The sequence below is a fragment of the Rhizobium sp. N122 genome, from assembly GCF_002211295.1.
Lineage (GTDB): Bacteria > Pseudomonadota > Alphaproteobacteria > Rhizobiales > Rhizobiaceae > Rhizobium.
Genome location: NZ_LOKU01000021.1, coordinates 16,199 through 40,897, shown reverse-complemented (window position 1 = coordinate 40,897; position 24,699 = coordinate 16,199). Strand labels below are relative to the sequence as shown.

The 24,699-nt window shown below is 61.9% G+C and carries 27 protein-coding genes and 1 pseudogene; 14 read left to right on the top strand and 14 right to left on the bottom strand.

Annotation, left to right across the window (positions count from 1 at the left end; all coding sequences use genetic code 11):
- Positions 1–94: 94 nt before the first annotated feature.
- The 3 genes from argS to mnmD form a co-directional block, all read right to left on the bottom strand.
- On the bottom strand, positions 95–1,798 hold the full coding sequence (argS, locus tag ATY75_RS16220; RefSeq protein WP_088938357.1) for an arginine--tRNA ligase: 1,704 nt from the start codon (positions 1,796–1,798) through the stop codon (positions 95–97).
- A 225-nt stretch (positions 1,799–2,023) separates the two neighbouring features.
- Positions 2,024–2,218: an addiction module antitoxin gene (locus tag ATY75_RS16215; RefSeq protein WP_088938387.1), complete on the bottom strand. Its 195-nt coding sequence runs from the start codon at positions 2,216–2,218 to the stop codon at positions 2,024–2,026.
- A 71-nt stretch (positions 2,219–2,289) separates the two neighbouring features.
- Entirely contained in the window at positions 2,290–3,018 is a 729-nt protein-coding gene (gene mnmD / locus ATY75_RS16210) for a tRNA (5-methylaminomethyl-2-thiouridine)(34)-methyltransferase MnmD (protein WP_088938356.1), read from the bottom strand.
- Between mnmD and ATY75_RS16205 the strand changes: the two genes are divergently transcribed.
- From ATY75_RS16205 to ATY75_RS16170, 8 genes are all read left to right on the top strand, one after another.
- Positions 3,017–4,195: an FAD-dependent oxidoreductase gene (locus tag ATY75_RS16205; RefSeq protein ID WP_088938355.1), complete on the top strand. Its 1,179-nt coding sequence runs from the start codon at positions 3,017–3,019 to the stop codon at positions 4,193–4,195. The genes mnmD and ATY75_RS16205 overlap by 2 nt on opposite strands.
- A 114-nt stretch (positions 4,196–4,309) precedes the next feature.
- Positions 4,310–5,017 carry a DUF1045 domain-containing protein gene (locus ATY75_RS16200; RefSeq protein WP_088938354.1) on the top strand — a complete coding sequence of 236 codons (708 nt, stop codon included), beginning with the start codon at positions 4,310–4,312 and terminating at the stop codon, positions 5,015–5,017.
- Positions 5,018–5,130: 113 nt separating this feature from the next.
- Positions 5,131–6,054, top strand: a complete 924-nt coding sequence (puuE, locus tag ATY75_RS16195) for an allantoinase PuuE (protein ID WP_088938353.1) — start codon at positions 5,131–5,133, stop codon at positions 6,052–6,054.
- Entirely contained in the window at positions 6,054–6,554 is a 501-nt protein-coding gene (uraD, locus tag ATY75_RS16190; protein WP_064840210.1) for a 2-oxo-4-hydroxy-4-carboxy-5-ureidoimidazoline decarboxylase, read from the top strand. The genes puuE and uraD overlap by 1 nt, the downstream gene beginning before the upstream one ends.
- The gene (locus ATY75_RS16185; RefSeq protein WP_003592892.1) at positions 6,551–6,913 is read left to right on the top strand and encodes a HepT-like ribonuclease domain-containing protein; all 363 of its coding nucleotides are present in this window, start codon (positions 6,551–6,553) and stop codon (positions 6,911–6,913) included. The genes uraD and ATY75_RS16185 overlap by 4 nt, the downstream gene beginning before the upstream one ends.
- A gap of 4 nt (positions 6,914–6,917) precedes the next feature.
- Positions 6,918–7,418 (top strand): ureidoglycolate lyase, encoded by a 501-nt coding sequence (locus tag ATY75_RS16180; protein ID WP_088938386.1) that lies wholly within the window; start codon positions 6,918–6,920, stop codon positions 7,416–7,418.
- A complete protein-coding gene (uraH, locus tag ATY75_RS16175; protein WP_064840206.1) occupies positions 7,415–7,771 on the top strand; it encodes a hydroxyisourate hydrolase in 357 nt (118 codons plus the stop codon). The genes ATY75_RS16180 and uraH overlap by 4 nt, the downstream gene beginning before the upstream one ends.
- 2 nt (positions 7,772–7,773) lie before the next feature.
- Complete coding sequence (locus ATY75_RS16170) at positions 7,774–8,514, top strand: metallophosphoesterase family protein (RefSeq protein ID WP_088938352.1); 741 nt, start codon at positions 7,774–7,776, stop codon at positions 8,512–8,514.
- 22 nt (positions 8,515–8,536) lie between these two features.
- Here the strand turns inward: ATY75_RS16170 and ATY75_RS16165 are convergent, their stop codons facing one another.
- The 4 genes from ATY75_RS16165 to ATY75_RS16150 form a co-directional block, all read right to left on the bottom strand.
- Entirely contained in the window at positions 8,537–10,312 is a 1,776-nt protein-coding gene (locus ATY75_RS16165) for a flotillin domain-containing protein (protein ID WP_088938351.1), read from the bottom strand.
- The gene (locus tag ATY75_RS16160) at positions 10,309–10,956 is read right to left on the bottom strand and encodes an OB-fold-containig protein (protein WP_088938350.1); all 648 of its coding nucleotides are present in this window, start codon (positions 10,954–10,956) and stop codon (positions 10,309–10,311) included. Before ATY75_RS16160 ends, ATY75_RS16165 begins: the two co-directional genes overlap by 4 nt.
- Positions 10,957–10,961: 5 nt before the next feature.
- Positions 10,962–12,113 (bottom strand): PspA/IM30 family protein, encoded by a 1,152-nt coding sequence (locus ATY75_RS16155; RefSeq protein WP_245317586.1) that lies wholly within the window; start codon positions 12,111–12,113, stop codon positions 10,962–10,964.
- Positions 12,114–12,251: 138 nt separating this feature from the next.
- The gene (locus ATY75_RS16150) at positions 12,252–12,863 is read right to left on the bottom strand and encodes a CDP-alcohol phosphatidyltransferase family protein (RefSeq protein WP_088938349.1); all 612 of its coding nucleotides are present in this window, start codon (positions 12,861–12,863) and stop codon (positions 12,252–12,254) included.
- A gap of 202 nt (positions 12,864–13,065) precedes the next feature.
- Here ATY75_RS16150 and ATY75_RS16145 point away from each other — a divergent pair, with 202 nt between their 5' ends.
- Genes ATY75_RS16145 through ATY75_RS16135 form a run of 3 tightly spaced genes read left to right on the top strand, consistent with a single transcriptional unit; the run spans position 13,066 to position 16,625 of the window.
- Positions 13,066–14,850: a bifunctional alpha/beta hydrolase/class I SAM-dependent methyltransferase gene (locus ATY75_RS16145; RefSeq protein ID WP_088938348.1), complete on the top strand. Its 1,785-nt coding sequence runs from the start codon at positions 13,066–13,068 to the stop codon at positions 14,848–14,850.
- Between the two features lie 9 nt (positions 14,851–14,859).
- Positions 14,860–16,188, top strand: coding sequence for a phosphatase PAP2/dual specificity phosphatase family protein (locus ATY75_RS16140; RefSeq protein ID WP_088938347.1), 1,329 nt, complete (start codon positions 14,860–14,862; stop codon positions 16,186–16,188).
- Positions 16,185–16,625: a hypothetical protein gene (locus ATY75_RS16135; RefSeq protein ID WP_088938346.1), complete on the top strand. Its 441-nt coding sequence runs from the start codon at positions 16,185–16,187 to the stop codon at positions 16,623–16,625. Before ATY75_RS16140 ends, ATY75_RS16135 begins: the two co-directional genes overlap by 4 nt.
- A gap of 58 nt (positions 16,626–16,683) precedes the next feature.
- Here ATY75_RS16135 and ATY75_RS16130 read toward each other — a convergent pair whose 3' ends face one another.
- The 4 genes from ATY75_RS16130 to ATY75_RS16115 all read right to left on the bottom strand — a co-directional run bounded on the left by ATY75_RS16130 (position 16,684) and on the right by ATY75_RS16115 (position 20,680).
- On the bottom strand, positions 16,684–17,826 hold the full coding sequence (locus ATY75_RS16130) for an alpha-hydroxy acid oxidase (protein ID WP_088938345.1): 1,143 nt from the start codon (positions 17,824–17,826) through the stop codon (positions 16,684–16,686).
- 78 nt (positions 17,827–17,904) lie between these two features.
- Positions 17,905–18,135: a transcriptional regulator gene (locus ATY75_RS16125; RefSeq protein ID WP_245317585.1), complete on the bottom strand. Its 231-nt coding sequence runs from the start codon at positions 18,133–18,135 to the stop codon at positions 17,905–17,907.
- Positions 18,135–19,445, bottom strand: a complete 1,311-nt coding sequence (guaD, locus tag ATY75_RS16120; protein ID WP_088938344.1) for a guanine deaminase — start codon at positions 19,443–19,445, stop codon at positions 18,135–18,137. Before guaD ends, ATY75_RS16125 begins: the two co-directional genes overlap by 1 nt.
- Positions 19,442–20,680: a urate hydroxylase PuuD gene (locus tag ATY75_RS16115; RefSeq protein WP_088938343.1), complete on the bottom strand. Its 1,239-nt coding sequence runs from the start codon at positions 20,678–20,680 to the stop codon at positions 19,442–19,444. The genes guaD and ATY75_RS16115 overlap by 4 nt, the downstream gene beginning before the upstream one ends.
- A 115-nt stretch (positions 20,681–20,795) precedes the next feature.
- Between ATY75_RS16115 and ATY75_RS16110 the strand changes: the two genes are divergently transcribed.
- Together ATY75_RS16110 and ATY75_RS16105 are read left to right on the top strand one after the other, a co-directional pair.
- Positions 20,796–21,482, top strand: coding sequence for a Type 1 glutamine amidotransferase-like domain-containing protein (locus tag ATY75_RS16110; RefSeq protein ID WP_088938342.1), 687 nt, complete (start codon positions 20,796–20,798; stop codon positions 21,480–21,482).
- Between the two features lie 163 nt (positions 21,483–21,645).
- Positions 21,646–21,978, top strand: a complete 333-nt coding sequence (locus ATY75_RS16105) for a hypothetical protein (RefSeq protein ID WP_003565666.1) — start codon at positions 21,646–21,648, stop codon at positions 21,976–21,978.
- A 48-nt stretch (positions 21,979–22,026) separates the two neighbouring features.
- On the opposite strand, the gene gcvA is transcribed toward ATY75_RS16105, so the two are convergent.
- Entirely contained in the window at positions 22,027–22,923 is an 897-nt protein-coding gene (gene gcvA / locus ATY75_RS16100; RefSeq protein WP_064840173.1) for a transcriptional regulator GcvA, read from the bottom strand.
- Between the two features lie 101 nt (positions 22,924–23,024).
- On the opposite strand from gcvA, the gene ATY75_RS16095 reads away from it, so the two are divergent.
- Positions 23,025–23,228 carry a hypothetical protein gene (locus tag ATY75_RS16095; protein ID WP_088938341.1) on the top strand — a complete coding sequence of 68 codons (204 nt, stop codon included), beginning with the start codon at positions 23,025–23,027 and terminating at the stop codon, positions 23,226–23,228.
- On the opposite strand, the gene xdhC is transcribed toward ATY75_RS16095, so the two are convergent.
- Positions 23,204–24,019, bottom strand: coding sequence for a xanthine dehydrogenase accessory protein XdhC (gene xdhC, locus ATY75_RS16090; protein WP_088938340.1), 816 nt, complete (start codon positions 24,017–24,019; stop codon positions 23,204–23,206). The two genes, ATY75_RS16095 and xdhC, sit on opposite strands and share 25 nt — an antisense overlap.
- A 247-nt stretch (positions 24,020–24,266) precedes the next feature.
- A pseudogene (locus ATY75_RS16080) lies at positions 24,267–24,686 on the bottom strand (DUF559 domain-containing protein); the annotation flags it as partial.
- Positions 24,687–24,699 lie beyond the last annotated feature (13 nt).

Here is a 24,699-nt window from a genome sequence, read left to right as displayed (position 1 = left end):
GGCTTTCAGATCCGATTTCTCGTGGATGTAAACCATTCGACCGCTGCGTCGGATGCCTCCACCTGATAAGAAACATCGGTGCAAAAGGAAAGGGTCACATCCTTCGCACTGTTTCCATTCCGAGAAGCTCAAGACACTTGCCGATCACTTGCGCTACCAGCTTGCAGGTGGCGAGACGTCCGGGTGGATCTTCTCCATTCAGCACTGCGCAGTCCGCGTAGAAGCGATTGAAGGTGTCCGCCACTTGATATGCCCGTTCGGCGATCTCGAACGGTTCAAGCTGCCGGGCGGCTTCGGACAGCGAATGCGGATACCAGAGGCATTCGACCAGCACCGCCCGTTCTGACGGATGGCTGACAGAGACCGTGACGCCCGGAACGATGCCTGCCGAGGCTGCCTTGTTAAGGATCGAACAGATTCTCGCGTAGGCGTACTGCAGATACGGTCCCGTTCGTCCCTCGAAAGAGGTCATCTTGTCGATATCGAAGACGTATCCGGTCTTCCTTGGGGTGGAGAGGTCGGCGAACTTCAGTGCACCGAGGCCAACCGCAGTCGCCGAATCCCTATCCTTCACTTTCTCGGCGGCCTTCGCAAGCGCCAGCTCGATCATGTCGCTGAGCGACGCCGTGGAGCCGTCCCGGGTCTTAAACGGCTTCCCATTCCATCCCCGGACGGTGCCGAAAGTTGCATGCCGCAGCTCAACACCGTGGGCATATCCTGCCGAGCGCGCAGCCGAGAAAACGCTCCCGATGTGGAGCGCTTGGCGATCGTCGGTGCAGTAGATGATCCGTTGCGCACCGATGTCCCGCACCCGCCGCCGCAGCGTCGCCAGATCCGTGGTGCTGTATAGCGCGGCACCATCGCTCTTCCGCAGTAAAAGCGGCGGGACGTTGTCAGGTAGTCCCTCGCCGGAGACGTCGATGATCAGCGCTCCGTCGCTCTCCCGGGCAAGCCCGCGTGACACGAGGTCGTCAAGCATAGGGGCGACCTCGGAGTGGGCGTCGCTTTCGCCGAAAAATAAGTCGAAATGCGCCCCCAGCTGTCCGGCGGTGGCTGACACTGCCTCGAGGGAGATCTCCCGCATCCGCTTCCATGCGGCCGTGAGGATGGGGTGGCCGTCCTGGAGCAGGTTCGTAAGTGACCGGGCAACCGCAAGCGCGGTATCGTCCTCGCTCGCCGCATTGCCGGACTTGTAGAGTATCCCGAGCTCCTCGACCGACATTTCGTCGAAAGAGAAGTCTTTGATGAAAGGCATGGGATCTCCGTGCCGCCAGCCGGAGGCGATAGCAGCGCCGTGCAAGAGCTTGCCCATCTGCAGACCCCAGTCGCCGAGGTGAATGTCCGAGATCACGTCGTGTCCGATCTCGGCCAAGATGCGCCGGAGACTCTCACCGATGACGAATGACCGGAGGTGGCCGACATGCAGGGCTTTCGCGACGTTGGGGCCGCCGAAGTCGATGACGGTGCGGACGGGGGACTCTTTCCCGACGCTTAGCGTGGGATCTCCCAGCATAGCTGTCGCCTCCGCGGCAATGGTCTCGTTCGACAACCGGAAATTCAGGAAGCCAGGACCTGCGACGGACACGTCTTCGAAGACGTCATGGTGCGCCGCTGTGGCGACGGAGGCGGCCAACTCGCGCGCGTTCTTCCCGGCTGCCTTGGCGAGCGGCATCATATCGTTGCACTGGAGGTCACCGAATTCCGGCTTCGTTGACCGGACGACGGAAGGAGCGGCTTCAAGGCCGTTCAGTTTATATGCGGATGCGAGCGCGGCGAGCGCTGCCGATTTCACGGACATGGACCATTCCCTTTGACTGCATGACTAAAGGTTCGCGGAAGCTTGAGAGCTTCAGCGTCGTCGGACAGTCTTTGGAACGATATTCTCCATGTCGGTATGTCGGGCCTTTTGAGTTCCACCCGTCGATAGACGGTCCCGACGCCGAATGCAATCTTCGCGATAAGATTAGTTATAGGCGGAAACCAGCAATGCTACCGAGTTGCGGGTCTTTGCGGGACAGGACGATCACGAACGGTCGTCGTATCTGGCCGTCAGGCGCGCTGCGACATCGCCGATAGGCTTGAGGCGGCCCGCTTCCGCGTCGGCGATCCCCCGGCCGATTGCCAGATCGAGCGTCATCAGTCGTTTTTCCCGTTCCGATTTCACACGTTCGTCCATGTGGTTTTGGAGTTGCGGGCCAGAGTTCGCGTTGTTTGCCATATCCATTCCTTTTCGGAGATCATCGGCAAAGCGGTAACTGTTGGCAATATTGGCGATCGAATCCGGAATGCTTATTTGCCGGGCGCCGTGATGCCGCAGAGCATTTCGCGTTTGCCGGCGAAGCCCTGGCGGCGTTCGACGGCGAAACCTGCCGCGATGAGGTTGCGGCGCACGAAGCCGGCCGCGGCATAGGTGGCGAAGGTGCCGCCGCTCGTGGTTTTTTCGTGGACGCGCCGCATCAGTTCTTCAGACCACATGTCGCCATTGCGCGACGGAGCGAAGCCATCGAGATACCAGGCGTCGAAGCCGGGCTTTGCCGCTGTTACGCCGTCGAGCGCTGCGCCGCAGACGACGCTGAGCCTCGTCTGATCGTCGAGGTCGAGGGAGACGGTATTGGCAGGCGTTTGCGGCCAGGCCGCCGTCAGGGCCTCGCGTTCGGCATCGATCTCCGGCCAGTGCGAGAGCGCCCGGCCGATCTCGTCGACGCGCATCGGGTGGAGTTCGAAGGAGATGAAATGCAGATGCTGGCCGTCAGCGCGATGCTGCTTCCATTGCCGCCAGGTCTCGGCGAAGTTCAGGCCGGTGCCGAAGCCGAGCTCGCCGATCACGAATTCCTGCCGGCCGTTCCAGCGCTCCGGTAGGCCGTTGCCGGCGAGGAAGACATGGCCGCATTCCAGCCGGCCGTCGGTCTGGCAATAAAAATGATCGCCAAAGGCGGTGGAATAAGGCATATCGCCGTCGCGCCATTCGAGCGGCTGCGGCGCGCCCGCGCCAATCTGATCGGGGTTCACGTCTGTCATGGAAAAAGCCGATAATCCTCGGCCGGTCTCAGGTCAATCATCCTACGAATTGCTGATCGTCGGCGGCGGCATCATGGGTCTCTGGGCGGCGGTTCATGCCGAGCGCCGCGGCATAGCCACCCTTATCGCCGATGCCGGCCAATTGGGCGGAGGGGCGAGCGGCGGCCTGCTCGGCGCGCTGATGCCGCATATGCCGGATCGCTGGTCGGAGAAGAAGCAGTTCCAATTCGATGCGCTGGTCTCGCTCGAAGACGAGATCGCCACGCTCGAAGCGGCGACCGGGCTTTCGGCCGGCTATCGCCGTTCGGGACGGCTGATCCCGCTGCCGAAGCCGCATCTCGAAAAAATCGCGCGCCGCCATTGCGAGGACGCGGAACGCCATTGGCAGGCCGGCGCGCGCCGTTTCCACTGGCATGTGCTCGACGGCCCGCCGGTCGGCGGCTGGATCGAGGCATCGGCCGGCGAGAGCGGCTTCGTGCACGACACGCTCGCCGCACGCGTCGCGCCCCGTTCGCTGATCGCGGCACTTGTCACCTTGCTGCGGCGGTCAAAACATGTGCGCATTCTGGAGCATGCAACGGTTGCCGCCGTCGATCCGGATCACGGTGTGGCTGAGATAGGCGGCGAAAGCATCGCTTTCCGTCACTGCATCCTGGCCGCCGGCCATCAGTCCTTTCCGTTGCTGCAGGGCCTGACGTCGGGGCTGAAACAGTCGCTCGGCCAGCCGGTCAAGGGACAGGCGGCGCTGCTGAGAGCCGATCTCGATCCGGCGCTGCCGACGATCTTTCTCGACGGGCTCTATGTCGTGGCGCATGAGGGCGGCTATGCCGCGATCGGCAGCACCAGCGAGAACCGTTTCGACGATCCGACTTCGACGGATGGCCAGCTCGACGCGCTGATCGCCGCGGCGCGGGAGATCGTGCCGGCGCTGGGCAATGCTGCCGTCGTCGAACGCTGGGCCGGGCTTCGCCCGAAGGCGATCGACCGCGATCCGATGATCGGCCGCCATCCCGATCATCCGCACCTGATCGCTCTGACCGGCGGCTTCAAGATCAGCTTCGGCCTGGCCCACCGACTGGCGGAGGCGGCAATCTGTATCGCAGGCGATACAGACTGCGGATTTTTGCTGCCGGAAAGCTTCGCGATATCAAGCCATATCGCAGCGCGTTCACGTTAAACGTGAATTCGTCGCCGCTTCGTTTCGTTATTCTGTCATGCAAATCACCTATCTGCTTGCGCATCGACGGCGCCTGAGATTACCGGCGCTCCTTTTCCTGATGGAGGAAATCGCATGCGCTATGCCATTTGCTTCACGCCCCCGGCAAGCGACCCGCTATCGCTCATGGCCGCCCATTGGCTTGGCCGAAACGTGTTCTCAGGCGATATGCTGGAGCCTCCGGCCGTTCGCGGCCTCGGCATTCACGAGATCGCCTTCCACACGGCCGTGCCGCGGCGCTATGGTTTTCACGGCGTTCTGAAAGCGCCGTTCCATCTGTGTCCGGACCTGTCCGAATCGCAACTCCTGCGCGATCTCATGCGCTTTTCCGGCACTGTCCTTCCCTTCCAGATTCCGCGTCTCGAAGTCGCCCGGCTCGGCAATTTCTACAGCCTGCTGCCGAGCGTTCCCTGCGAGCAGATCCAGTACCTCGCTTCGGCGATCGTGCAGGAATTCGATCGTTTCCGCGCGCCGCTGAGCGAAGCCGACATCGAACGCAGCGATCCGGACGGACTGTCGGCGGCGCAGTTTTCCAATCTGCATCGCTGGGGCAATCCTTACGTGATGGAGGAGTTCCGCTTCCATATGCCGGTGACGGGCCCGGTCAACGCGATCGACATGCCGCGCATCGAGCCGGCGCTGCGGACGGTTTTCGAGGCTGTGCTCGGCGAACCGGTCCTGGTTTCGAACGTGGCGCTGATGATCGAGGAGGGCACCGGCGGTCCTTTTCGGGTTCATTCGCTGCATCCGATGGGCAAGGTCAGCGCCCGCAAGATCGCCTGACATGCGATAAGCTAAGCTATTGCGCAGGAACGATAAAATTCCGCTGCGCAGTTTCCGTCTCGACATTCCGGCTGCGGATGCTACCGTTCTCCGTCTTTTCAGAAGGTGATTTGATGGTATCCGAGACTTATCCGCGCAATCTCGTCGGCTACGGGCGTCAGACGCCCGATCCGAAATGGCCTGAAGAGGCACATGTCGCCGTGCAGTTCGTCATCAATTACGAGGAGGGCGGCGAAAGCTCGATCCTCGATGGCGATCCGGCGTCTGAAAATCTGCTGTCGGAGATCGTCGGCGCGGCCGCCTGGCCGGGGCAGCGCAATCTCAACATGGAATCGATCTACGAATACGGGTCGCGGGCCGGTTTCTGGCGGCTCTGGCGGATGTTCACCGATCTCAAGGTGCAGGCGACCGTCTACGGCGTGACGCTGGCCATGGCGCGCAATCCGGAAGCGGTCGCGGCGATGAAGGAGGCTGGGTGGGAGATCGCCAGCCACGGTTACCGCTGGCTGGAATATAAGGATTTTCCGGAGGATCTGGAGCGCAAGCATATCCTCGAAGCCGTGCGCCTGCACACCGAACTCACCGGCGAGCGGCCTTACGGCATGTACCAGGGCAAACCTTCGGACAATACGCTGCGGCTGGTGCAGGAGGAGGGCGGCTTCCTCTATTCCTCCGATTCCTATGCCGACGACCTGCCTTTCTGGGTGAAGGGCGTCGACGGGAAACCTTTCCTGATCATTCCCTACACGCTCGAAACGAACGACATGCGTTTTGCCACGCCGCAGGGCTTCAACACCGGCGATCAGTTCTTCACCTATCTCAAGGATGCCTTCGATACGCTCTATGAGGAAGGCAAGGCGGGCAGCCCGAAGATGATGTCGGTCGGCCTGCATTGCCGTCTCGTCGGGCGCCCCGGCCGGGCGGCGGCGCTGAAGCGCTTCATCGAATATGTGCTGAAGCATGACAAGGTGTGGATTCCGCGCCGCATCGAGATTGCCGAGCATTGGCACAAGCACCATCAGCCGGACGCGATCTGATGCTGTCGCGCGAGGATTTCGTTTCCCGCTTCGGCGGCGTCTTCGAACATTCGCCTTTCATCGCCGAGCGCGCCTATGACGCCGGCGGCCTGACCGAGCCGCTGACGGCATCAGGCGTGCATGCCGCGCTTGCGGCCGTCTTCCGCGCGGCAAGCCCGCAGGAACGTCTCGGCGTGCTTCGAGCCCACCCCGATCTTGCCGGGCGTCTCGCCATATCCGGCGAACTTACCGAGGACAGCCGCAAGGAGCAGTCCGGCGCCGGTCTCGACCGCCTGAGCCCTGCCGAACACGCCCGCTTCACCGAACTCAATTCGGCCTATGTCGAAAAATATGGCTTTCCCTTCATCATCGCCGTCAAAGGGCTCGGCAAGGAGGATATTGTGGAAGCTTTCGAAACACGGATCGGCAACGGCCGGGACGAGGAATTTTCGACCGCGACTGCGCAGGTCGAAAAGATCGCGCTGCTGCGTCTGACCTCGATGCTGCCGGAGGCGGAATGAAGGAGAGGCGTGCCATCGACTATCTCAACGACATGCAAAAGGCGGCATCCGAAGCGCTGTCCTTCATTGGCGGAATGGATGAGGCGGCTTTCGCCGAGGACCAGCTCACTTTCAAGGCTGTCGCCTTCTGCCACTTCACCATCGGTGCCGCGGCATCCCGCCTGCTGGTGACGCATCCGGAATTTGCCACCGAGCATCCCGGCCTGCCGTGGACGAAGATCTGCGGCACGGGCAATCGCATCCTCGACGACGTCTTCGATCTCGATCCCTCGGATATCTGGGAGGCAACGTATCGGACGCTGCCGGAGCTTCTTCGCGAGATCGATGCCGTCCGTAACTGGCATGCCCAAGGTGAGTGAGGCCATGCCCGAATTTCTCGACATTCGCCCGCTCACTGGCTCCGCCTTCGCTCCCTTCGGTGAGGTCATCGAAGCCGATCCGGCCTCGATGCGGCTGATCAATGGCGGCACGACGGAACGTTTTCATGCGTTGGCCGCGGCGGAGGCGGCGGGCGAGGGCGCCCGCGTCATCATCAATCTGTTTCGCGGCCAGCCGCGCAGTTTCCCCTATGATGTCGATATGATGGAGCGCCATCCCTTCGGCAGTCAGAGTTTCTCGCCGGTTTCCGGCCGTCCTTTTCTCGTCGTCGTCGCCGAGGACGAGAGCGGACGCCCGGGCCGGCCGCAGGTGTTTCTGGCGCGGGGGGACCAAGGCGTGAACTACCGCCGCAATGTCTGGCATCATCCGCTGATGGCGCTTGGCCAAGTCTCCGATTTCCTGGTCGTCGATCGCGACGGGCCAGGCAACAATCTGGAGGAATTCTTCTTCGAAACCCCTTTCGTCATCAGAGAGCCAGCCCCATGACCGGACTGACCACGCATGTTCTCGATACCGCCTTGGGCAAGCCGGCCGAGCGGCTCAGGATCGATCTTTTCCAGCTCGATGGCGAGATCCGCAGGCATGTGAAGACGGTCGAGACCAATGCCGACGGCCGGGTCGACGGCGGCCCGATTCTATCAGGCGAAAATTTCCGGGCCGGCACCTATGAGCTGGTCTTCCACGCCGGTGATTATCTGAGGGCCTGCGGCACGCCGTTGCCGCACCCGGCCTTCCTCGATCTCGTGCCGATCCGCTTCGGCATCGCCGATGTCACGGCGCATTACCATGTGCCGCTGCTGATCTCACCCTACGGCTATTCCACCTATCGAGGCAGTTAGGAATGCGTTTTGCCGCGATCGCCGACATCCACGGCAACCATCTGGCGCTTGAAGCCGTGCTTGCGGATATTCACGCTGAAGGCATCGAGGAGATCGTCAATCTCGGCGATTTCTTCAGCGGTCCGCTCGAGGCCGGCCGGACAGCGGAGCTGCTGATGCCGCTCGGCCTGACCTCGGTTTGCGGCAATCATGACCGCTACCTGATCGAGCAGGATCCGGCGGCGATGCATGTTTCGGATGCCTCGGCCTATCGGCAACTGACGCCGGCCCATCTCGACTGGATCCGCAGCCTGCCGTTCGACACGATCTATCGCGGCGAGGCTTATCTCTGCCATGCGACCCCAAAGAACGACAATCTCTATTGGCTGGAATCGGTTTCGCCCGAAGGATTCGTTTTCCTGAAGCCGATCGAAGCGATCGAGGCGCTGGCTGAGGGTATCGACCTGCCACTGATCCTCTGCGGCCACAGCCATCTTCCCCGCGCCGTTCGGCTCTCCGACGGCCGGCTGATTATCAATCCCGGCAGCGTCGGCTGCCCCGCCTATGACGACGTGCTGCCTTATGACCATAAGGTCGAAGCCGGCCACCCGCTGGCGAGTTACGCTATACTGGAAAAGACGGCGGCCGGATGGATATGGCAGTTCCGAACCGTCGCCTACGACCATATGGCGATGTCGGCACTGGCCACCGAAAGGGGCCGTGCCGACTGGGCGAGTGCATTGGCGGCGGGTTGGGTGAGATAGCCCAGAGCCGCCTGCGCTGCGATCAGTCCTTCTTTGGCGGCGAAGGGGCGATCGTCTTTGCCGGGGCTGCGGCCGGTGTTGCCGGAGCAGCCGATGTTGCCGGCCTTACCGGCGCCGTGGGCGGTATTGCCGGCTTTGCCGGAGCTGCGGCTGGTGTTGCGCCATTGAGATTTCCAAGGAGCGACGAGATAGCATCGTCGCCGTCGAAGCCGGCTTCCTTCATCAACCTGTCGAGGATCGGTTTGTTGGCCTGATAGGACAGAAGCTGGCCGGCCAGTCCTTCGCCAAGCCCGATGCCGTTTCCGCCGGTCGCGCCGTTGCCGCGGCCCAGCATGCCGCCGGTGTCGAAAATCCTGATATCGGAGATCTTTTCGATCGGCTTGACCGCCTCGGCAAGCGCCTCGGGAATGATGCGGATACGTTCGCGGGTGATCTCGAACTCGATGATGGCAGCGCTCAGTTTGTTACGCGCGTCGTTGAGCAAGGCTTCGCTCTCGGCCGCGGCCTTGCCGGTTTCGAGGATACCCTTGGCCTTGATGATCGCCGCATCCGCTTCGGCGGTCGCCAGCGTCTTGATAGCTTCGGCCTGGTCGCTTGCGGCCTGTTTTTCGGCTTCGGCGCCGACGGTGACGGCGGTTGCTTCCGTCTCGGCTTTCTTGCGCGCATCGATCACGGCAATCTGCCTTTCGCGTTCGGCAATCTCGATCGCTTTGGCGGTGCCGACTTTTTCCTCTGCCGCGATCGCCAGCGCCCGGGCCGCTTCCGCAGCCGCCTTCGCCTCGGATTCTTCACGGCTTTTGTTGGCAACGGCGATCGCGCTTTCCTGGGCGACGATCTGCAGGTCACGCTTGGCTTCGGTGTCGCGCTGCTGCACGGCGCGGGCGGAATCGATGTTGGCGCTTTCGCGGGCCTGCTTGGCGGCTGCCTCGCGTTCGGCGACCGCCTGTTCGGAGGCGATGCGGGCTTCTTCCTCGGCGCGTTTTGCCGCCTGCTCCTGTTGGGCGGTTTCAGCGCGCGTCGCCGCGGATTTGTTGGCGATGTCGCGTTCCTGGCTGAGCTCGGCTTCCCGCTTGGTTCGCTCGATGGTCAGCGATTGCTGGCGGGCCTCGAGATCCTTCTGGGCGATAGCGACTTCGGTGTCGCGAACGATCTCGTTTCGCTCCTTCTTGCGCCCCTCGGTGATGCGGGTCAATGCCGCAAGACCTTGCGCATCGAAGAAGTTGTTGGCGTTGAAGTGTTTGATATCGGTCTGGTCGAGGCGCGTCAGCGACACGGATTCGAGCTCGAGGCCGTTCGACTGAAGATCGGCGCCGACGGCTTCCTGCACGGCCTTGACGAAGTCCATGCGCTGTTCCTGCAGCGCGTCGAGATTCATAGTCGCGGCCACCGAGCGAAGGCCGTCGACGAATTTTGCTTCGATAAGGATACGAAGCGCCTCGGCATCGTTGGTGCGGCTGCCGAGCGTCTGGGCGGCAAGCGCGATCGAGGAGGCGTCCGGTTTGACGCGCACATAGAATTCGGCGCCGATATCGACGCGCATGCGGTCCTTGGTGATCAGCGCATCGCCTTCGCCGCGGCGGACTTCGAGGCGCAGCGTCTTCAGGTTGACCCGGGCGATCGAGTGAAAGATCGGCAGAACGACGGAGCCGCCGTCGAGCACGACCTTCTGGCCGCCGAGACCGGTGCGGACATAGGCCTCGTCACGGCTGGAACGGGTGTAAAGAGAGGCAAGGACGAAGCCGATGCCGAAGATCAGAACGATGGTAATGCCGGCCGGCAGAAGAATGTCATACATCATGACTGCTCCCTAAAAGATTGATTGTCCGATCCGGTGGGGTCCACCAGGGCGGGAATGGCGATAAATACATCTGCGTTGCGATCGACCAGGAGAACCTGCGTGCCGATGCCGAGAGGCTGCTGATCCTTGGCCGCCCGGGCTCTCAGCACATGCCAGTTCCCATGCTGGTCCTTGACGCGCACGCGTCCCGGCAGTCCCTGATCGAGCGGGCCGATGGACACTTCCGCAGTCCGGCCGACGAAGGTGTCGAGATCGACCGCATAGGTCTCGTCGTGCGGCACGATCCGCGCCACGGTCCTGCTCGATGCCCTGACCATGGGGACGGTGATCAACAGGGCGGGAATGGCGGCGATGACGGAGGGCAGCGGCGCCCAGAAGGTGTTGGCGACGGCCTGGATGGCAAAACCTGAAATGGCGAAGAAGCCGAGCGTCATCATCAGCAGAATGAGCAGGGGAACGCCGCCGAGATTAAGCCAGGAGAGGTAGCCGGCAATGCCGTCATGGCCATGGAAATCCGGTTTCCCGAGAAGCTCCGTTATCGAAAAACCCATGACGGTGGCCAGCATCTCGATCGCCGTCAGGCCCGCAAGCACGGCGGCGGCGATGGCAAAGGGAGCACATTCGGGAGCGAAGAAAAGTGCCATTGGCGTTACCGGTTATCCGTCTTGAAGCGTGCGAGGCGTGCCTCGATCGCTCGTTCGCGGTGCAACCGGTCGAGCTCGTCCAGCTCGGAACTATTGGCATGCTCGGCTGATGGAACGCCGGTCAGCCGCGAGACCGCTGCGGCCGCGCGAGCCGCACCTGCGCCGGGCGAGGGCTGGCCATGGCCGGTTGCCGCCTGTTCGGGATGCTGGGCGATGCTGCGCTTGAAATCGGCAAGACGCGCATCCGCCTCGCGGCGCGTGGCGAGCACGGCCTGCAGGGCTTTTTGGCCTTCATCCACCTGTTCCCTGGCATCGGCCAGCGCCTTGTCGAGTGCCGCGATCTGGGATTCGAGGTCGATCTGGCGGGCGACGCCGGCCTTTGCCAGGTCATCCCGCCCGGAGGAGACGGCAAGGCGGATCTTCGCGTCGAGCGCGTTCAAGTCTTCGACGATTTCATCCCTGCGGCTCTGGATGCGGAATTCCTCCGCGCGCGCCTTGCCAAGATCGGTGCGGGCATCATCCGCCGCCGCATCGATTTCGCGGATCGCCTGTTCGATGACGGCGATCTTGTTGACGCCTTCCGCCTTGTCGATCGCCGCATTGGCGATGCCGGCGATCAGACGGCCCATGCGTGAGAGAATGCCTTCGTTCGTCATGTTTTCCTCCATCCGAGCGGAATTCGGCGTGACGCCGATGTGAATCTCGTAGCGGTCGGCGCCTGCAACGAGATAGGCCGGAAAATTACTCTCCCATCCCTTGGAATAACCCGCGACATCGAAGGGCACGGCAACGCGGCCGTGTACCGTGGCGATGGTCAGGTCCGAGGGGCCCTTGATGGCGAAGAGCTTGTCGTCGAGCGGCAGATGCGGCGGATCGGCAGTGGCGCCGCGATTGGCGGCAAAATCGCGAAGACCGAGTGTCACCAGCCTTGCCGGCAAGCCCGTCTGCTCGCGGACGGTTTCATAGGCAATGTCATGCAGGACAACGAGGTTGGCGCCTGCTCCATCAGGGACGAGGTCGGTCAGGATTTCGATCATCCTGATATAGGCGGCAATGGTGTCATCCAGCGCTTGCCGGGCACTGCCATCCGGTGCCAGCGTGTAGCGCAGCAAGGACGGATGCGGTGTTCTGCCCGGGTTTGCCATGGGATAAAACATAAAGCACCGCTTTTGTGCTTTCAAGGGGTCGCGCTAAAAATACAACCTAAGCTTAACGTGCCGTTAGGAGCAAAGAGGGCAGCGTCGATTGTGGGTCGCATTGCCGATGGAAGGACAGACGGCAGGCCGATCCGTTTCCTATCGGGCGGCCGTCTGCGCCTCGCGAATGCCGGCGCTGATACGGTTGATGATGGTCCATATCAGAAGGAGAGCCACCACCGCCCAGAGCCACAACGTCCAGGCCGCAAGCGTCCCACCGACCGCGACAAAGATGCCGAGCGCCCCAAAAACCACCGCGCGGTCGCTCTTGCCCATCGGCCCGTCGTAACGCCGGCTCGCTCCGACCGTTTGACCCAGAACACCGGTAAACTCCGTCAGTGCCGAGAGGAATATGACTGATATCGCCGGCGCCACGCCGTTCGGATCGATCAGCGCAAACGGCAAATACAGGGCGACATCCGACACGACATCACCGATCTCGTTCAGATAGGCGCCTAAAATGCTCTTCTGCCCATGTTCGCGCGCGAGCATGCCGTCGATGGCGTTGAGGCCCATGCGTATGAGAAACCACACTGGCACCAGCAGGAACCAATGCGGAAGCGAGACGACGCTCAAAAAAAGGCCCAAGACAACCGAGACGGCGGCGGCAACTGACGTCACCTGATTGGCGGTGACGCCTCGTGCCGCAAGCGAGCGCACCAGAGGGCGAAGAATATTCTGAAACCGGGACTTCAATTGATAAATAGACATGCGACCTCAGTGGAATTTTGCGGCATTTGAACAGTCTATCCCGGCTCGGGCAGTGCGGATCGTCGTAGCTGTGGGAAAGCCCGCACTTCATATAGGCTCACCCAAAGGACTTATCATTTGCAGCTAGACTTTTGCAATGAAAGCAACTCACTGTTGCCGCCAATGGATGCAACCTATCCACCGATCAGAATTGGAGACGACCGTGCTGCAGACTGCCGATAGCGAGCAACCGTCCTCGACGACCAGACCCATGCATGAATCCGAATTCGCATCGCATGACGGTACTCGACTGTTTTATCGGACGTGGCCTGCGGCCGGCGCTGCACCGAAGGGCGCAATCATCCTTCTCCATCGCGGCCACGAGCATAGCGGCCGCGTCGCCCATCTCGCCACCGAGCTCGGCCTCGATGATTTTTCCTTCTACGCCTGGGACGCACGCGGCCACGGGCGTTCGCCTGGAGAGCGCGGCTATTCGCCATCCTTTGCGGCCTCGGCGCACGATCTCGACTGCTTTGTCCGCCATGTCAGCGAGACAAGCGGTACTCCAGTCGAAGACATCGCCGTCATTGCACAGAGCGTCGGCGCGGTCCTAGCCAGCACCTGGGTGCACGACTATGCACCGCCGATCCGAGCGCTCGTGCTGGCCTCGCCGGCCTTCAGCGTCAAGCTCTACGTGCCTTTTGCCAGGGAAGGCATTGCGCTTTGGGAAAAGCTCAAGGGAACGTTCTTCGTCAATTCCTATGTCAAGGCGAAGTTCCTGACGCATGACCCCGAGCGCATCGCCTCGTACGAATCCGACCCGCTGATATCTAGGCCAATTGCCTCCAACATCCTGTTGCAGCTCTATGAGGCGGCAGCCCGCGTCGTCGGCGACGCCCGCGCCATCACCGTCCCGACCCAGCTGCTGATCTCCGGCAGCGACTGGGTGGTGCGACACGCGCCGCAGCACCGGTTTTACGAAAACCTCGGCAGCCGGATCAAGGAACGGCATGTGCTTGCCGGCTTCTATCATGATACGCTTGGCGAAAAGGACCGCGCGATGGCGCTCGCCGAGGTCCGCCGTTTTATCGGCGCGCGTTTTGCCGAGCCCCGGGCGCCTGCCGACCTTCGCACCGCCCATATCCAGGGCTATACCAAGGAGGAGGCCGACCGGCTCGCGAGCCCACTGGACGCCACATCTCCACGCGGCATCTACTGGGGGCTCAGCCGCCTCAACATCAAGCTTGGGGCCCTGGTCTCAGAAGGCATAAGGACGGGGGTCAAGACCGGTTTTGATTCCGGCTCGACGCTCGATTACGTCTACGAGAACAAGCCGCGCGGGCTCGGTCCCGGCGGCCGTGCGATCGACAAGGTGTTCCTCGAGGCGATCGGCTGGCGCGGCATCCGGCAGCGCAAACTGCATTTGCAGGAGCTGATCGATCGCGCGCTGCAGCGCCTGAAAGCAGCCGGCCGCAGCACCCATATGCTCGACATAGCGGCCGGGCATGGCCGTTATGTCCTTGATGCGATCGAGACGGCTGCCGTGCGTCCCGATAGTGCGCGTCTGCAGGACTATTCCCCCATCAACGTCGACGCCGGCCACAAGAGCATTGCCGCGCGGGGACTGAGTGAGTTCGTGAGCTTCCGTCAGCAGGATGCCTTTGACGGCGAGGGGCTGGCTGCCATCACGCCGGCTCCGGATCTCGCGATCGTCTCCGGCCTTTACGAGCTGTTTTCCGACAATGCGATGATCGCCGCTTCGCTCGACGGGATTGCCCGCGCGATGCGGCCGGGTGGTCTGCTTGTCTACACCAACCAGCCATGGCATCCGCAATTGGAGATGATTGCCCGTGCGCTCACCTCCCACCGTGGTGGCGAGGCCTGGGTGATGCGGCGGCGGACGCAAGAGGAAATGGACCAACTGGTCGCCGCAGCCGGTTTCCGCAAGATCGAACAGCGTATCGATCAATGGGGCATTTTCACCGTCTCGCTGGCCGAGAGAGTCTGAGGGCAAAGCGTGGAGAAGGCAGGTTCTACTTTTTTCCGGGCAGCACCGGTCCCGAAGCGGGCGGCGCTCTGGCTCGTCTTCCTGGCGCCGTTCTTCTATCTGAGTTATGGTGGCGCCAATTGGCTGGCATCGCAACGCGCGCATGTGCCGAACCTCGCCTTCGCGTGGGAAAGCGCCATTCCGTTCCTCGGATGGACGATCATACCATATTGGTCGATCAATCTGTTCTATGCACTCTGCCTGTTCATCAACACCACGCCGCGCGATGTGGATAGGCTCGCAAGACGTTATCTGACGATCCAGATAGTCGCCGTCGCCTGCTTTGTCGCGTTTCCACTCGAAGCGATCTTCGTGCGGCCGGCAACGAGCGGGCTGCCCGGCTTCATGTTCGCCGTCCTCGGCGGCTTCGATAAGCCGTTCAACCAGGCACCGTCGCTGCATGTCGCGCTCCTGGTGGTGATCTGGGACCATCTGCGCGGCCGGTTGCCGCGCAGGGCACGGCTTCTCTGGCACTTCTGGTGTTTTCTGATCGGAGCCTCCGTGCTGACGACGTGGCAGCATCACGTCATGGACATACCGACCGGCATGCTGCTCGGTCTGTTCGCCGCCTGGCTTTTTCCGCGCGACGCAGGTTCGCCTCTCGCGAAGTTTGCGATGAGCGGCGATCCAAAGTCGCGCCGTCTCGGCGTCTATTATCTGTGCGGTGCCGTCATATGTCTCGGCCTTGCAGCGCTCTGCACCCCTTTAACGGCTGCGGCACTTCTGTTGCTCTGGCCGGCTGTTGCGCTGGCGATCGTCGCAGTCGGATATTTCGGCGCCGGCCCGCAGATATTCCAGAAACGCGCCGATGGCCGGGCCACGCTTGCCAGCCGCTGGCTACTGGCGCCCTACCGGCTCGGCGCTCTCATCAACGTTTGGCTCTGGACACGCACAATGCCGGCATCGGTGGTGATCGCTGACGGCGTCCATCTCGGTCGTTTTCCGCGTCGCCACGAGGCCGACCGTTTTGCCACGGTGATCGACATGACCGGCGAACTTCAGCGCCCCGGCGGAACACTCGCGCGCTGGTGCAGTTTCCCCACTCTTGATCTTGCAGCCCTCGACAAGATCCAGACGTTCGCCGCGGCGAACCACGTCGAGGCTGCGCGCCAGCAGGGACCGGTCCTTGTCTGCTGCGCGCTCGGTTTCCAGCGGAGCGCCTGCGTCATCATGCGTTGGCTGCTCATCAGCGGGCGTTGCGAAAATCCAGCCGAGGCACTGCGGCTACTCGAACGGGCGGGGCGGCGCGTTCATCTGCCGGCTAGAAGTATCCATGCCGCAATGGAGGGCTTGCAATGACGCAGTGGAATGCCACAGCCTCGGCGGTTGCGCGCAGTCTCGGCCGCAATGCAATCTTCTGCGGGCTGACGGCGTTGCTGCCACTGATTGTCGGCCCGATCACCGCGGGATATCGAGGCTTCGCGTCGCCGCTCGGCTGGCTCTTGATGTTTATTTTTTGCGTGGTTGTTCTTGCGCTGGCGATCCATCTGCTTTTCGATGCGCTGTTGTTTCGCCTCGCGTCGAGCTACGAGACCGAGACGGCCGGTCTTGCCGCGGTCGACGACCTGTTGTCTCGCATGCAGCTGCGCAAGCCTGACAGGGCGCCGCATGGCCTTGAGAGACGGATTGCCGGATCGCGCCGCATCGTCTGGCAGCAACGTTTTGCGCTCGCCGTCTGTCTCGTGATTTTCGCGATCCTTCAGCTCAATGCGAGCGCCGGCCAGCCGCCAGCCTGAATGGAGCCGGCATGGATTGCCCGCCATCGCGCTTTCAGCCGGTGCCGATTTCTCGGCTTCAGCCTTGCGGCGATATGATCGATGCGTTCACGTCGTTGATATCGCGTTTGCCGCAGAGCGCCATGGTGATGTCCATCTCTCTGCGGATGATGCCGAGCGCCAGCGTGACGCCTTCCTTGCCCATGGCACCGAGGCCGTAGAGGAAGGGACGGCCGATATAGGTGCCTTTGGCGCCGAGGGCCACGGCTTTCAGCACGTTCTGGCCGGAGCGGATGCCGCCGTCGAGATGGACCTCGATGCGGTCGCCGACGGCATCGACGATCGCGGGCAACATGCTGATCGAGGACGGGGCGCCGTCCAGCTGGCGGCCGCCATGATTGGAGACGACGATCGCATCGGCGCCGGTATCGGCGGCAGCCTTCGCATCCTCCGGGTCGAGCACGCCCTTGATGATCAGCGGGCCGCCCCATTGCTCCTTGATCCAGGCGACGTCAGCCCAGGAGAGCCGCGGATCGAACTGCTCGTGCGTCCATGCGGCAAGCGAAGTGATGTTGGTGACATTTTTCGCGTGGCCGATAATGTTGCCGAAGGTGCGGCGCTTGGTCTTCAGCATATCCAGGCACCAGAACGGCCTACTCGCCATCTGCCAGACATGTTTTGGCGTGAATCGCGGCGGCGCCGACAGGCCGTTGCGCAGATCCTTGTGGCGCTGGCCAAGGATCTGCAGATCAGCCGTCAGCACCAGTGCCGAACATTTGGCGGCCTTGGCACGGTTGATCAGGCCAAGGACGAAATCCTTGTCCCGCATGACGTAGAGCTGGAACCAGAAGGGGCGCGTCGTCGCCGATGCGACATCCTCGATCGAGCAGATGCTCATCGTCGACAGCGTGAAGGGAACGCCGAATTCTTCCGCCGCGCGCGCCGCCAGCATCTCGCCATCGGCATGCTGCATGCCGGTCAGGCCGGTCGGCGCCAAGGCCACCGGCATCGACACTTTCTGGCCGATCATCGTCGTTTCCAGCGTGCGGTCGCTCATGTCCACCATCACCCGCTGGCGCAGCTTGATCCGGCTGAAATCGCTCTCGTTCGCCTGATATGTGGATTCCGTCCAGGCGCCCGAATCCGCATAGTCGAAAAACATTTTCGGCACACGGCGCTGCGCGAGCTTCTTCAGATCGGCGATGGTGAGCGGAGTGGCCATGAATTGAACTTTCACATCTGAATGCAGCGATCCGGCGTAACATGGATTTCGCGCGAGTGTTACGGGAAATCGGCCGCGTCAGGCGGCTTTTCGTCCGCGGATCGGTTCCAGGTCCTTCGGTGACAGTCCCTGCTGTTTCATCCGGAAGAGGATCGCATCGATCGGATCCGGCAGATCGATCGGGTATCGACCTGCTTCATAGGCGTCGATCAGCGTCGCCAGAAAGTCGAGTTTGTCGGCTTCGGGCGGCTTCAACAGCAAGAGCGCGTCTTCGTAGTCATCGTCATTGCGGATGGGCTTCAGTGGCATCATCGAAGCCCCGTTTTCAAAGCGACGCCCGCCACATAGGTCTCGATGACCGCCCGGTCGTCACCCATCGTCTGCAAGAGGAAGAGTTCCTCGGGCAGGGTCTTCACTGCTTCCAGCTTCAGCGCCATGGCCGGGGTCGCGGCCGCGTCGAGGACGATGAGGTCGGCTTCGCTGCCGGGGTCCAGCGTGCCGATCCGGTCCACCAGCGACAGCGCCTCGGCATTGCCGCGCGTCATCAGGTAATAGCTTTCCAGCGGATTCAGCCGTTCGCCGAGCAATTGCTGGATCTTGTAGGCCTCGTCCATCGTCTTCAGCATCGAATAGCTGGAGCCGCCGCCGATATCGGTCGCCACGCCGATGCGGACCGGCTTTTCGCGCCGCGCCAGCGCCTTCAGCGGGAACAGGCCGGAGCCGAGGAAGAGGTTCGAGGTCGGGCAGTGGACGGCGACGGCGCCCGTCTCGCTCATCACATCGGCTTCACGCTCGGACAGGTGGATGGCGTGGCCGAACAGGCTTTTCGGCCCGAGCAGGCCGTAGCGCGCGTAGATGTCGGTATAGTCGATCGCGTCGGGATAGAGCTCGCAGGTGAATTTGATCTCGTCGTGATTTTCCGACAGATGGGTCTGGATATGCAGGTCGGGAAATTCGCGGGCAAGCGCTGCCGTCGCTTCCATCTGAGCCGGGGTCGAGGTGATGGCGAAGCGCGGGGTAATGGCAACGTGGTTGCGGCCCTTGCCGTGCCAGTCCGCGACCACCTGGCGGGTCTCGTCATAGCCCATCTCGGGCGTGTCGAGCAGGCCCTGCGGGGCGTTGCGGTCCATCATCACCTTGCCGCCGACCATGCGCATATTGCGCTTCATCGCCTCGGCGAAGAAGGCGTCGGCGGAGGTCTTGTGCACGGAGCAATAGGCGACAGCCGTGGTCGTGCCGTGGCGGATCAGCTCGTCGTAGAAATGCGTGGCGATCCTCTCAGCATGCGCGCTTTCGACGAAACGGCATTCCTCGGGAAAGGTATAGGTGTTCAGCCATTCGAGCAGATTGGCGGCATAGGAGGCGATCACCTGCATCTGCGGAAAATGCAGATGCATGTCGATGAGCCCGGGCAGGATCAGATGCGGCCGGTGATCGATCTCGATCGTGCCTTCGGCGGCCTTCGCCTTGACGTCGGCATAGGGGCCGGCTGCTGCGATCAGCCCGTCTTCGATCAGCAGGCCGCCATCTTCTTCGTAGAGATAGCTCTGGCTGTCGGCCAGACTGAGCGGCGCCCGATGAAAGGACAGCAGGCGGCCGCGCAGGAGTGTCGTCGTCATTGTTTCTTGCCTTCGACTGCGCTTTCGAACCAGGCGACGAGCAGCTTGCGTTCGTCCGGCGTGATATCGGTGATATTGCCGGGCGGCATGGCATGGCTGCGGCCCGCTTGTATATAGATCTCGCGGGCATGGGCGGCAATTTCCGCGTCGTTTTCGAACATCACCCCCTTCGGCGGCCGCACGATGCCCTCATAGACGGGCTCGGCGGCGTGGCACATCGAACAGCGCGTCGCGACCAGTTGCTTGACGGCGGGAAAATGCGGATCGCCGGCAAATTGCTGGAAGGCGGGCGCCACCGCCGCCGTATCCTTATCGCCGGTCAGCAGTTTCGGCACCGTCGAAAGCCACATGATCAGGATGAAAAGGACGAGGGTGACGATCCAGGTCCAGGTCGGCCGGCCTTTCCGGGCATGGGTGGTGTTGAACCAGTGGCGGATGGTGACGCCCATCAGAAAGACCAAAGCGGCGATCACCCAGTTGAACTGCGTTCCGAAGGAGAGCGGATAGTGGTTCGACAGCATGAAGAAGATGACGGGCAGGGTCAGGTAGTTGTTGTGCAGCGAACGCTGCTTGGCGATCTGCCCGTATTTCGGATCGGGCGTGCGGCCGGCGATGAGATCGGCGACGACGATCTTCTGGTTCGGGATGATGATCATGAAAACGTTGGCCGACATGATCGTCGCGGTGAAGGCGCCGAGATGCAGGAAAGCGGCGCGGCCGCTGAAAAGCTGCGTATAGCCCCAGGCCATGAGGACCAGCACGACATAGAGGACCGCCATCAGGCCCCAGGTATTTTTGCCGAGCGGGGATTTGCAGAGCAGGTCGTAGATGATCCAGCCGCCGGCGAGTGATGCCAGCGAGATCAGGATCGCCACCGGCTTCGAAATATCGAGCACGTGGCGGTCGATGAGGAAGAGGTCGGCGCCGCCATAATAGACGATGCACAGCATCAGGAAGCCGGAAATCCAGGTGAAATAACTTTCATATTTGAACCAGGTCAGGTGCTCCGGCATTTGCGCGGGCGCCACCAGATATTTCTGGATATGATAGAAACCGCCGCCATGGACCTGCCATTCCTCGCCATAGGCGCCGGGCGGCAGATGCGGGCGTTTCACCAGTCCGAGATCGAGCGCGATGAAATAGAAGGACGATCCGATCCAGGCGATCGCGGTGACGACATGGAACCAGCGCGCCGCGAAAGCGAGCCATTCCCATGCAATGGCATATTCATACATCGAGTTCCCCTATCTTCCTCCGACTCGTGACATTGCGGAAATTTTGGCGGGGAGGGAAGAGGAGATTGAAAGATGGCGTCCGCATAGCGGCCGGTGTGGCAAAAGGAGCAATGGTATGATCACCGCGCTCTACAGCGATCAGCTCATCGCCGAAAACGCGCCGATGGACCGGCGGCTTGCGGCGCTCATTCTGTCGCGCGGGAGCAGCATCGGCTATATCGCCTCCGCCCCGGAGCCGCAGCGGGAGTTCTTCGATGAGAAACGACAGTATTATCTCAGATACGGGCTTTCGCTCGATCTCTTCGTCGATCTCGACGCGCTTTCCAGCGACGAGGAGATCGGCCGGCTGTTTGCCTGTAACGCCATCCATCTCACAGGCGGCCACACCGGCGATTTTCTGAGGCGGCTGCGCCAAAGCGGTATGCTGGAGAGGCTGCGCGCATGGGCGCTTGACGACGGCATTCTCGTCGGAACCAGCGCCGGAGCGATTTTGATGACGCCGACGATCGCCGTTGACGCCCTCTTTTCCGGCGGTTCGCCGGATGCTGTGCGGGATGGCGCGGCGCTGGATCTGGCGCCCTTCGAATTCTTCCCACATCTGAACGACGATCCCGGTTATCTCCCCGCGCTGCTGCGCTACAGCGAGACGACGGCAACGCCCATTCTCGCGTGCCGGGATGGCGAAGGTGTCATCCTCGGCGATGGATTTGTCGAGATCTTCGGCGCCCCGCTGATGATTTCCGGCGGTTTTGCCGAAGCCGCCGAGCGCGGCCGCATCGCAGATCTGCTGTCTCGTGCCTAAAAGCTGCCGAGATGACTGTGCATTATCTCTGGCTTATACATGATGTGCTAATTCGGCACGCCTTGAACTATGACAAGTGGATTACAGTTACTTTGCAGGCCGCCGGCATAAGATAAGAACCTTTAGATCATCGGCGGCGCATTCATCGACGGAGAAGATGCCCATGCGCAGCATTCTGACGTGTGTGATGATTGCGTACGCGTCGTTGGCGACGGCTCACGACGCACCCTCGGGGTGGAGTTATGATCCCTATTGTTGCAACGGCGACAGTCACAATGGCGACTGCCAGATGATCCCTTCGAAAAGCGTGGCGGTGACGCCGGGCGGATATCGTGTGACGCTCTTGCCGGGCGACCATCGGCTGGTCACGCATGCGCATGTCTTCCTGTTGCCGATGACGAAGGCGATGCAATCGGGCGACAACGACTATCATCTGTGTCTGTTCCCGAACGAGGATACGCCGCGCTGTTTCTATGCGCCGGAGATGGGATACTGAGGCCGAACGAAAGATCGGACCGGGTCAGACCGTCCGACGCCCGATCATCTAGTTCCCGGCTGCCTGCATCTCTGCGAGGATCCAGTTGCGGAAGGCCTTGATCTTCGGCACGTTGCGGCGGTTTTCGGGATAGACGAGCCAGTAGGCCTTGCCGTCGCTGCGGGTCAGCTCGAAGGGCTGGTAGAGCCGGCCGAGTGCGATCTCGGCGGCATAGAAGGCCGGGTTGAGGATGGCGACGCCATGTCCCGCGATCGCTGCATCGGCTTCCACCGCCTGGGAGCCGAGCTGGTTGCGCGGGCGGCGGTCGAGATCCGTCTCGGTGACGCCGGCTGCCTCGAACCACTGTTTCCACCAGATATCGCCGGCGTCGAAGAGATCGAACTTCAGGAGATCGCGCGGCTCCTTGATGCCGCCTGCCGATTCCGCCAGCTTCGGGCTCAGCATCGGGGTGAATTCCAGGCCCATCAGCCGGTGCAGGCTTAGCCCCGGCCAATTGCCGTCACCCCAGCGGATGCCGACATCGATCTGCTCGCGGGCAAAATCGATAATGTCGGAGGTCGCCTGAAAGCGCACCGCGATCGCCGGGTGCTTCAAATGGAAAGAGCCGAGGCGCGGCGCTAGCCATTTCGAGGCGAAAGTATGAGTCGAGCTGATGGCGAGCGTGCCTTCGACACTGTCGCGCGCCGTCGCCATTGCATCGTGCAGCATGGCAAAGGCTTCGGTCACCTTCGGCGCCAGCCGTTCGCCGGTTTGCGTCAGCGCGATTTGGCGGGGACGGCGCAGGAAGAGCGGCTCGCCGACATTCTCCTCCAGCAGCTTGATCTGGTAGCTGACGGCCGTCTGCGTCATGCCGAGTTCGTCGCCCGCCTTGGTGAAACTGCCGAGCCGGGCAGCGGCTTCGAAGACGCGCAGCGCATTCAGCGGGAATTGCTTCGACAGTTTCATAGATAAGTTCTCTTGATGCAGGCAGACGGTCGTTCGATTGGAATTGCAGCATTTTTGGCGGCAAACTGCAACTCATCCCATCAATCTACCGAGGTGATGTCATGGATTGCTCGACTATCGAAGAGAACAGGCCGCAACATAGAATCGGTGCTTTCCGGCGCCTTGCCGGCTGGCTGGGGGGCAGCGCCGACCGTTTCTGCCGTCTGCCTCGGCTCGATCTTTTCGCTGCACCGGACCGCGTCAAGCGCGATCTCGGTTTCCTCGACGGGCGCGAGCCTTTTTACGAGGACGAGCGCATGCGGTAGGCTGAAACTGCCGTCAGGATCTCGGCGGCGGTCATGGCGGCGATCACTTCGGGGCGCTTGTCCCTGACCGAGGAACCGCCGATCGGCAGCGTCAGCCGCTCCATCCAACCACGTTCTCCACCGCCTTCGCGGGAAAGCCAGCTTGCCAAGGTGGCGCGCTTGGTCGCCGAGCCGATCATGCCGGTGTAGGCAAGGTCGCGCCTATCAAGCGCCTCGCGGGCGATGAGGAAATCCAGCGCGTGATCGTGCGTCAGGATGACGACCGCGCCACCGCCCGCAATATCCTTCACCAGCGCCTCCGGCATCGGCACGAGCCGGGTTTTGGTCCCCGCCGGCAGATTGGCGAGTTCTTCCTGTCGCGTTTCGACGATCGTGACCGACAGTGGCAGCGGTGCAAGGGCTGCGGCCAGCGCCCGGCCGACATGGCCGGCACCGAAGAGATAGACCTCCGGCAGACGCTCGATCTCGCCGGCAATCCTGGCTTCGAGTTCGTCTTTTACCGCCTGCGTCAGCCGGCGAAACCGCAACTGTGTGCGCCCGCCGCAGCACTGGCCGATTTCGGGGCCGAGCGGGATGTCCATGGCGGCGGTTCCGCCGGTCCCTGCGAGCATCTCCCGTGCATTTGCGATTGCCATGAATTCAAATTGCCCGCCGCCGATCGTGCCCCACAGCGCGGTCGGCGAAACGAGCATGTAGGCGCCGGTCTCGCGGGGGGTGGAGCCTTGCGCGCCGGTGATGTCGACGAGGATACTGTCGGGGTTGGCGGTGAAGAAGGTGGGGAGGTCGGTCATGGGATAGCCCCGTGGCTTATGGAGTATGTCGCGAAGACCCCCTCATCCGACCCTTCGGGCCACCTTCGCCCCGCTGGGGAGAAGAGGGAGAATGCCGCGCTCTCGTTGATCCCATCTACGTTTTTACATGTGGTTCCCACAGGTTCAGCGATTTGCTTGAGCGATGCGCAAACGTCTTGTTTCCTCTTCTCCCCAGCGGGGAGAAGGTGGCCCGAAGGGTCGGATGAGGGGGCTTGGTTCAAGCGCATTACGTTCTCAAATTCTCCGTACGAACGATCGCAGGATAGAAGCGAAGGATATCATCGCGCTGGAATATTCGCCTTTCAAGTGCGGCAAGGATCGTCTCAAGGACTGCTCTTCGCTCCTGGGTTATTTCATGATTCCAAAATCGGAGGATTGAATATCCAGCCCGGTTTAGCCACAAGGTCCGAGTCATGTCAGAAATATTGTCTGCGTGATGAAATCCGTCGATCTCGACAACCAGCCGTTCTTCCCGGCATAGAAAATCGACGATATAGACCCCGAGGGGAACCTGTCGTGCAAATTTGTATCCGTTCAACTGCCGATTTCGCAGGTCACTCCAAAGTCGATATTCTTCCTCGGTTTCGGTTTGTCGCAGTTTGCGGGCCTGTGCGGTCTTGCCGGGCCGTCTCTTTCCAATGTCTTCGAGATCAGACATC

Excerpts from the sequence above, each read along its gene's own strand:
- gcvA (WP_064840173.1), bottom strand. The coding sequence starts at position 22,923 with ATGAAACTGTCGAAGCAATTCCCGCTGAATGCGCTGCGCGTCTTCGAA.
- ATY75_RS16155 (WP_245317586.1), bottom strand. The coding sequence starts at position 12,113 with ATGTTTTATCCCATGGCAAACCCGGGCAGAACACCGCATCCGTCCTTG.
- uraH (WP_064840206.1), top strand. The coding sequence starts at position 7,415 with ATGACCGGACTGACCACGCATGTTCTCGATACCGCCTTGGGCAAGCCG.
- ATY75_RS16185 (WP_003592892.1), top strand. The coding sequence starts at position 6,551 with ATGAAGGAGAGGCGTGCCATCGACTATCTCAACGACATGCAAAAGGCG.
- ATY75_RS16130 (WP_088938345.1), bottom strand. The coding sequence starts at position 17,826 with ATGGCCACTCCGCTCACCATCGCCGATCTGAAGAAGCTCGCGCAGCGC.
- ATY75_RS16160 (WP_088938350.1), bottom strand. The coding sequence starts at position 10,956 with ATGGCACTTTTCTTCGCTCCCGAATGTGCTCCCTTTGCCATCGCCGCC.
- uraD (WP_064840210.1), top strand. The coding sequence starts at position 6,054 with ATGCTGTCGCGCGAGGATTTCGTTTCCCGCTTCGGCGGCGTCTTCGAA.
- guaD (WP_088938344.1), bottom strand. The coding sequence starts at position 19,445 with ATGACGACGACACTCCTGCGCGGCCGCCTGCTGTCCTTTCATCGGGCG.
- ATY75_RS16095 (WP_088938341.1), top strand. The coding sequence starts at position 23,025 with ATGGATTGCTCGACTATCGAAGAGAACAGGCCGCAACATAGAATCGGT.
- xdhC (WP_088938340.1), bottom strand. The coding sequence starts at position 24,019 with ATGACCGACCTCCCCACCTTCTTCACCGCCAACCCCGACAGTATCCTC.
- ATY75_RS16125 (WP_245317585.1), bottom strand. The coding sequence starts at position 18,135 with ATGCCACTGAAGCCCATCCGCAATGACGATGACTACGAAGACGCGCTC.
- ATY75_RS16165 (WP_088938351.1), bottom strand. The coding sequence starts at position 10,312 with ATGATGTATGACATTCTTCTGCCGGCCGGCATTACCATCGTTCTGATC.
- ATY75_RS16115 (WP_088938343.1), bottom strand. The coding sequence starts at position 20,680 with ATGTATGAATATGCCATTGCATGGGAATGGCTCGCTTTCGCGGCGCGC.
- ATY75_RS16135 (WP_088938346.1), top strand. The coding sequence starts at position 16,185 with ATGACGCAGTGGAATGCCACAGCCTCGGCGGTTGCGCGCAGTCTCGGC.
- ATY75_RS16200 (WP_088938354.1), top strand. The coding sequence starts at position 4,310 with ATGCGCTATGCCATTTGCTTCACGCCCCCGGCAAGCGACCCGCTATCG.
- ATY75_RS16205 (WP_088938355.1), top strand. The coding sequence starts at position 3,017 with ATGGAAAAAGCCGATAATCCTCGGCCGGTCTCAGGTCAATCATCCTAC.
- ATY75_RS16105 (WP_003565666.1), top strand. The coding sequence starts at position 21,646 with ATGCGCAGCATTCTGACGTGTGTGATGATTGCGTACGCGTCGTTGGCG.
- argS (WP_088938357.1), bottom strand. The coding sequence starts at position 1,798 with ATGTCCGTGAAATCGGCAGCGCTCGCCGCGCTCGCATCCGCATATAAA.
- ATY75_RS16170 (WP_088938352.1), top strand. The coding sequence starts at position 7,774 with ATGCGTTTTGCCGCGATCGCCGACATCCACGGCAACCATCTGGCGCTT.
- ATY75_RS16215 (WP_088938387.1), bottom strand. The coding sequence starts at position 2,218 with ATGGCAAACAACGCGAACTCTGGCCCGCAACTCCAAAACCACATGGAC.
- mnmD (WP_088938356.1), bottom strand. The coding sequence starts at position 3,018 with ATGACAGACGTGAACCCCGATCAGATTGGCGCGGGCGCGCCGCAGCCG.
- ATY75_RS16180 (WP_088938386.1), top strand. The coding sequence starts at position 6,918 with ATGCCCGAATTTCTCGACATTCGCCCGCTCACTGGCTCCGCCTTCGCT.
- puuE (WP_088938353.1), top strand. The coding sequence starts at position 5,131 with ATGGTATCCGAGACTTATCCGCGCAATCTCGTCGGCTACGGGCGTCAG.
- ATY75_RS16150 (WP_088938349.1), bottom strand. The coding sequence starts at position 12,863 with ATGTCTATTTATCAATTGAAGTCCCGGTTTCAGAATATTCTTCGCCCT.
- ATY75_RS16110 (WP_088938342.1), top strand. The coding sequence starts at position 20,796 with ATGATCACCGCGCTCTACAGCGATCAGCTCATCGCCGAAAACGCGCCG.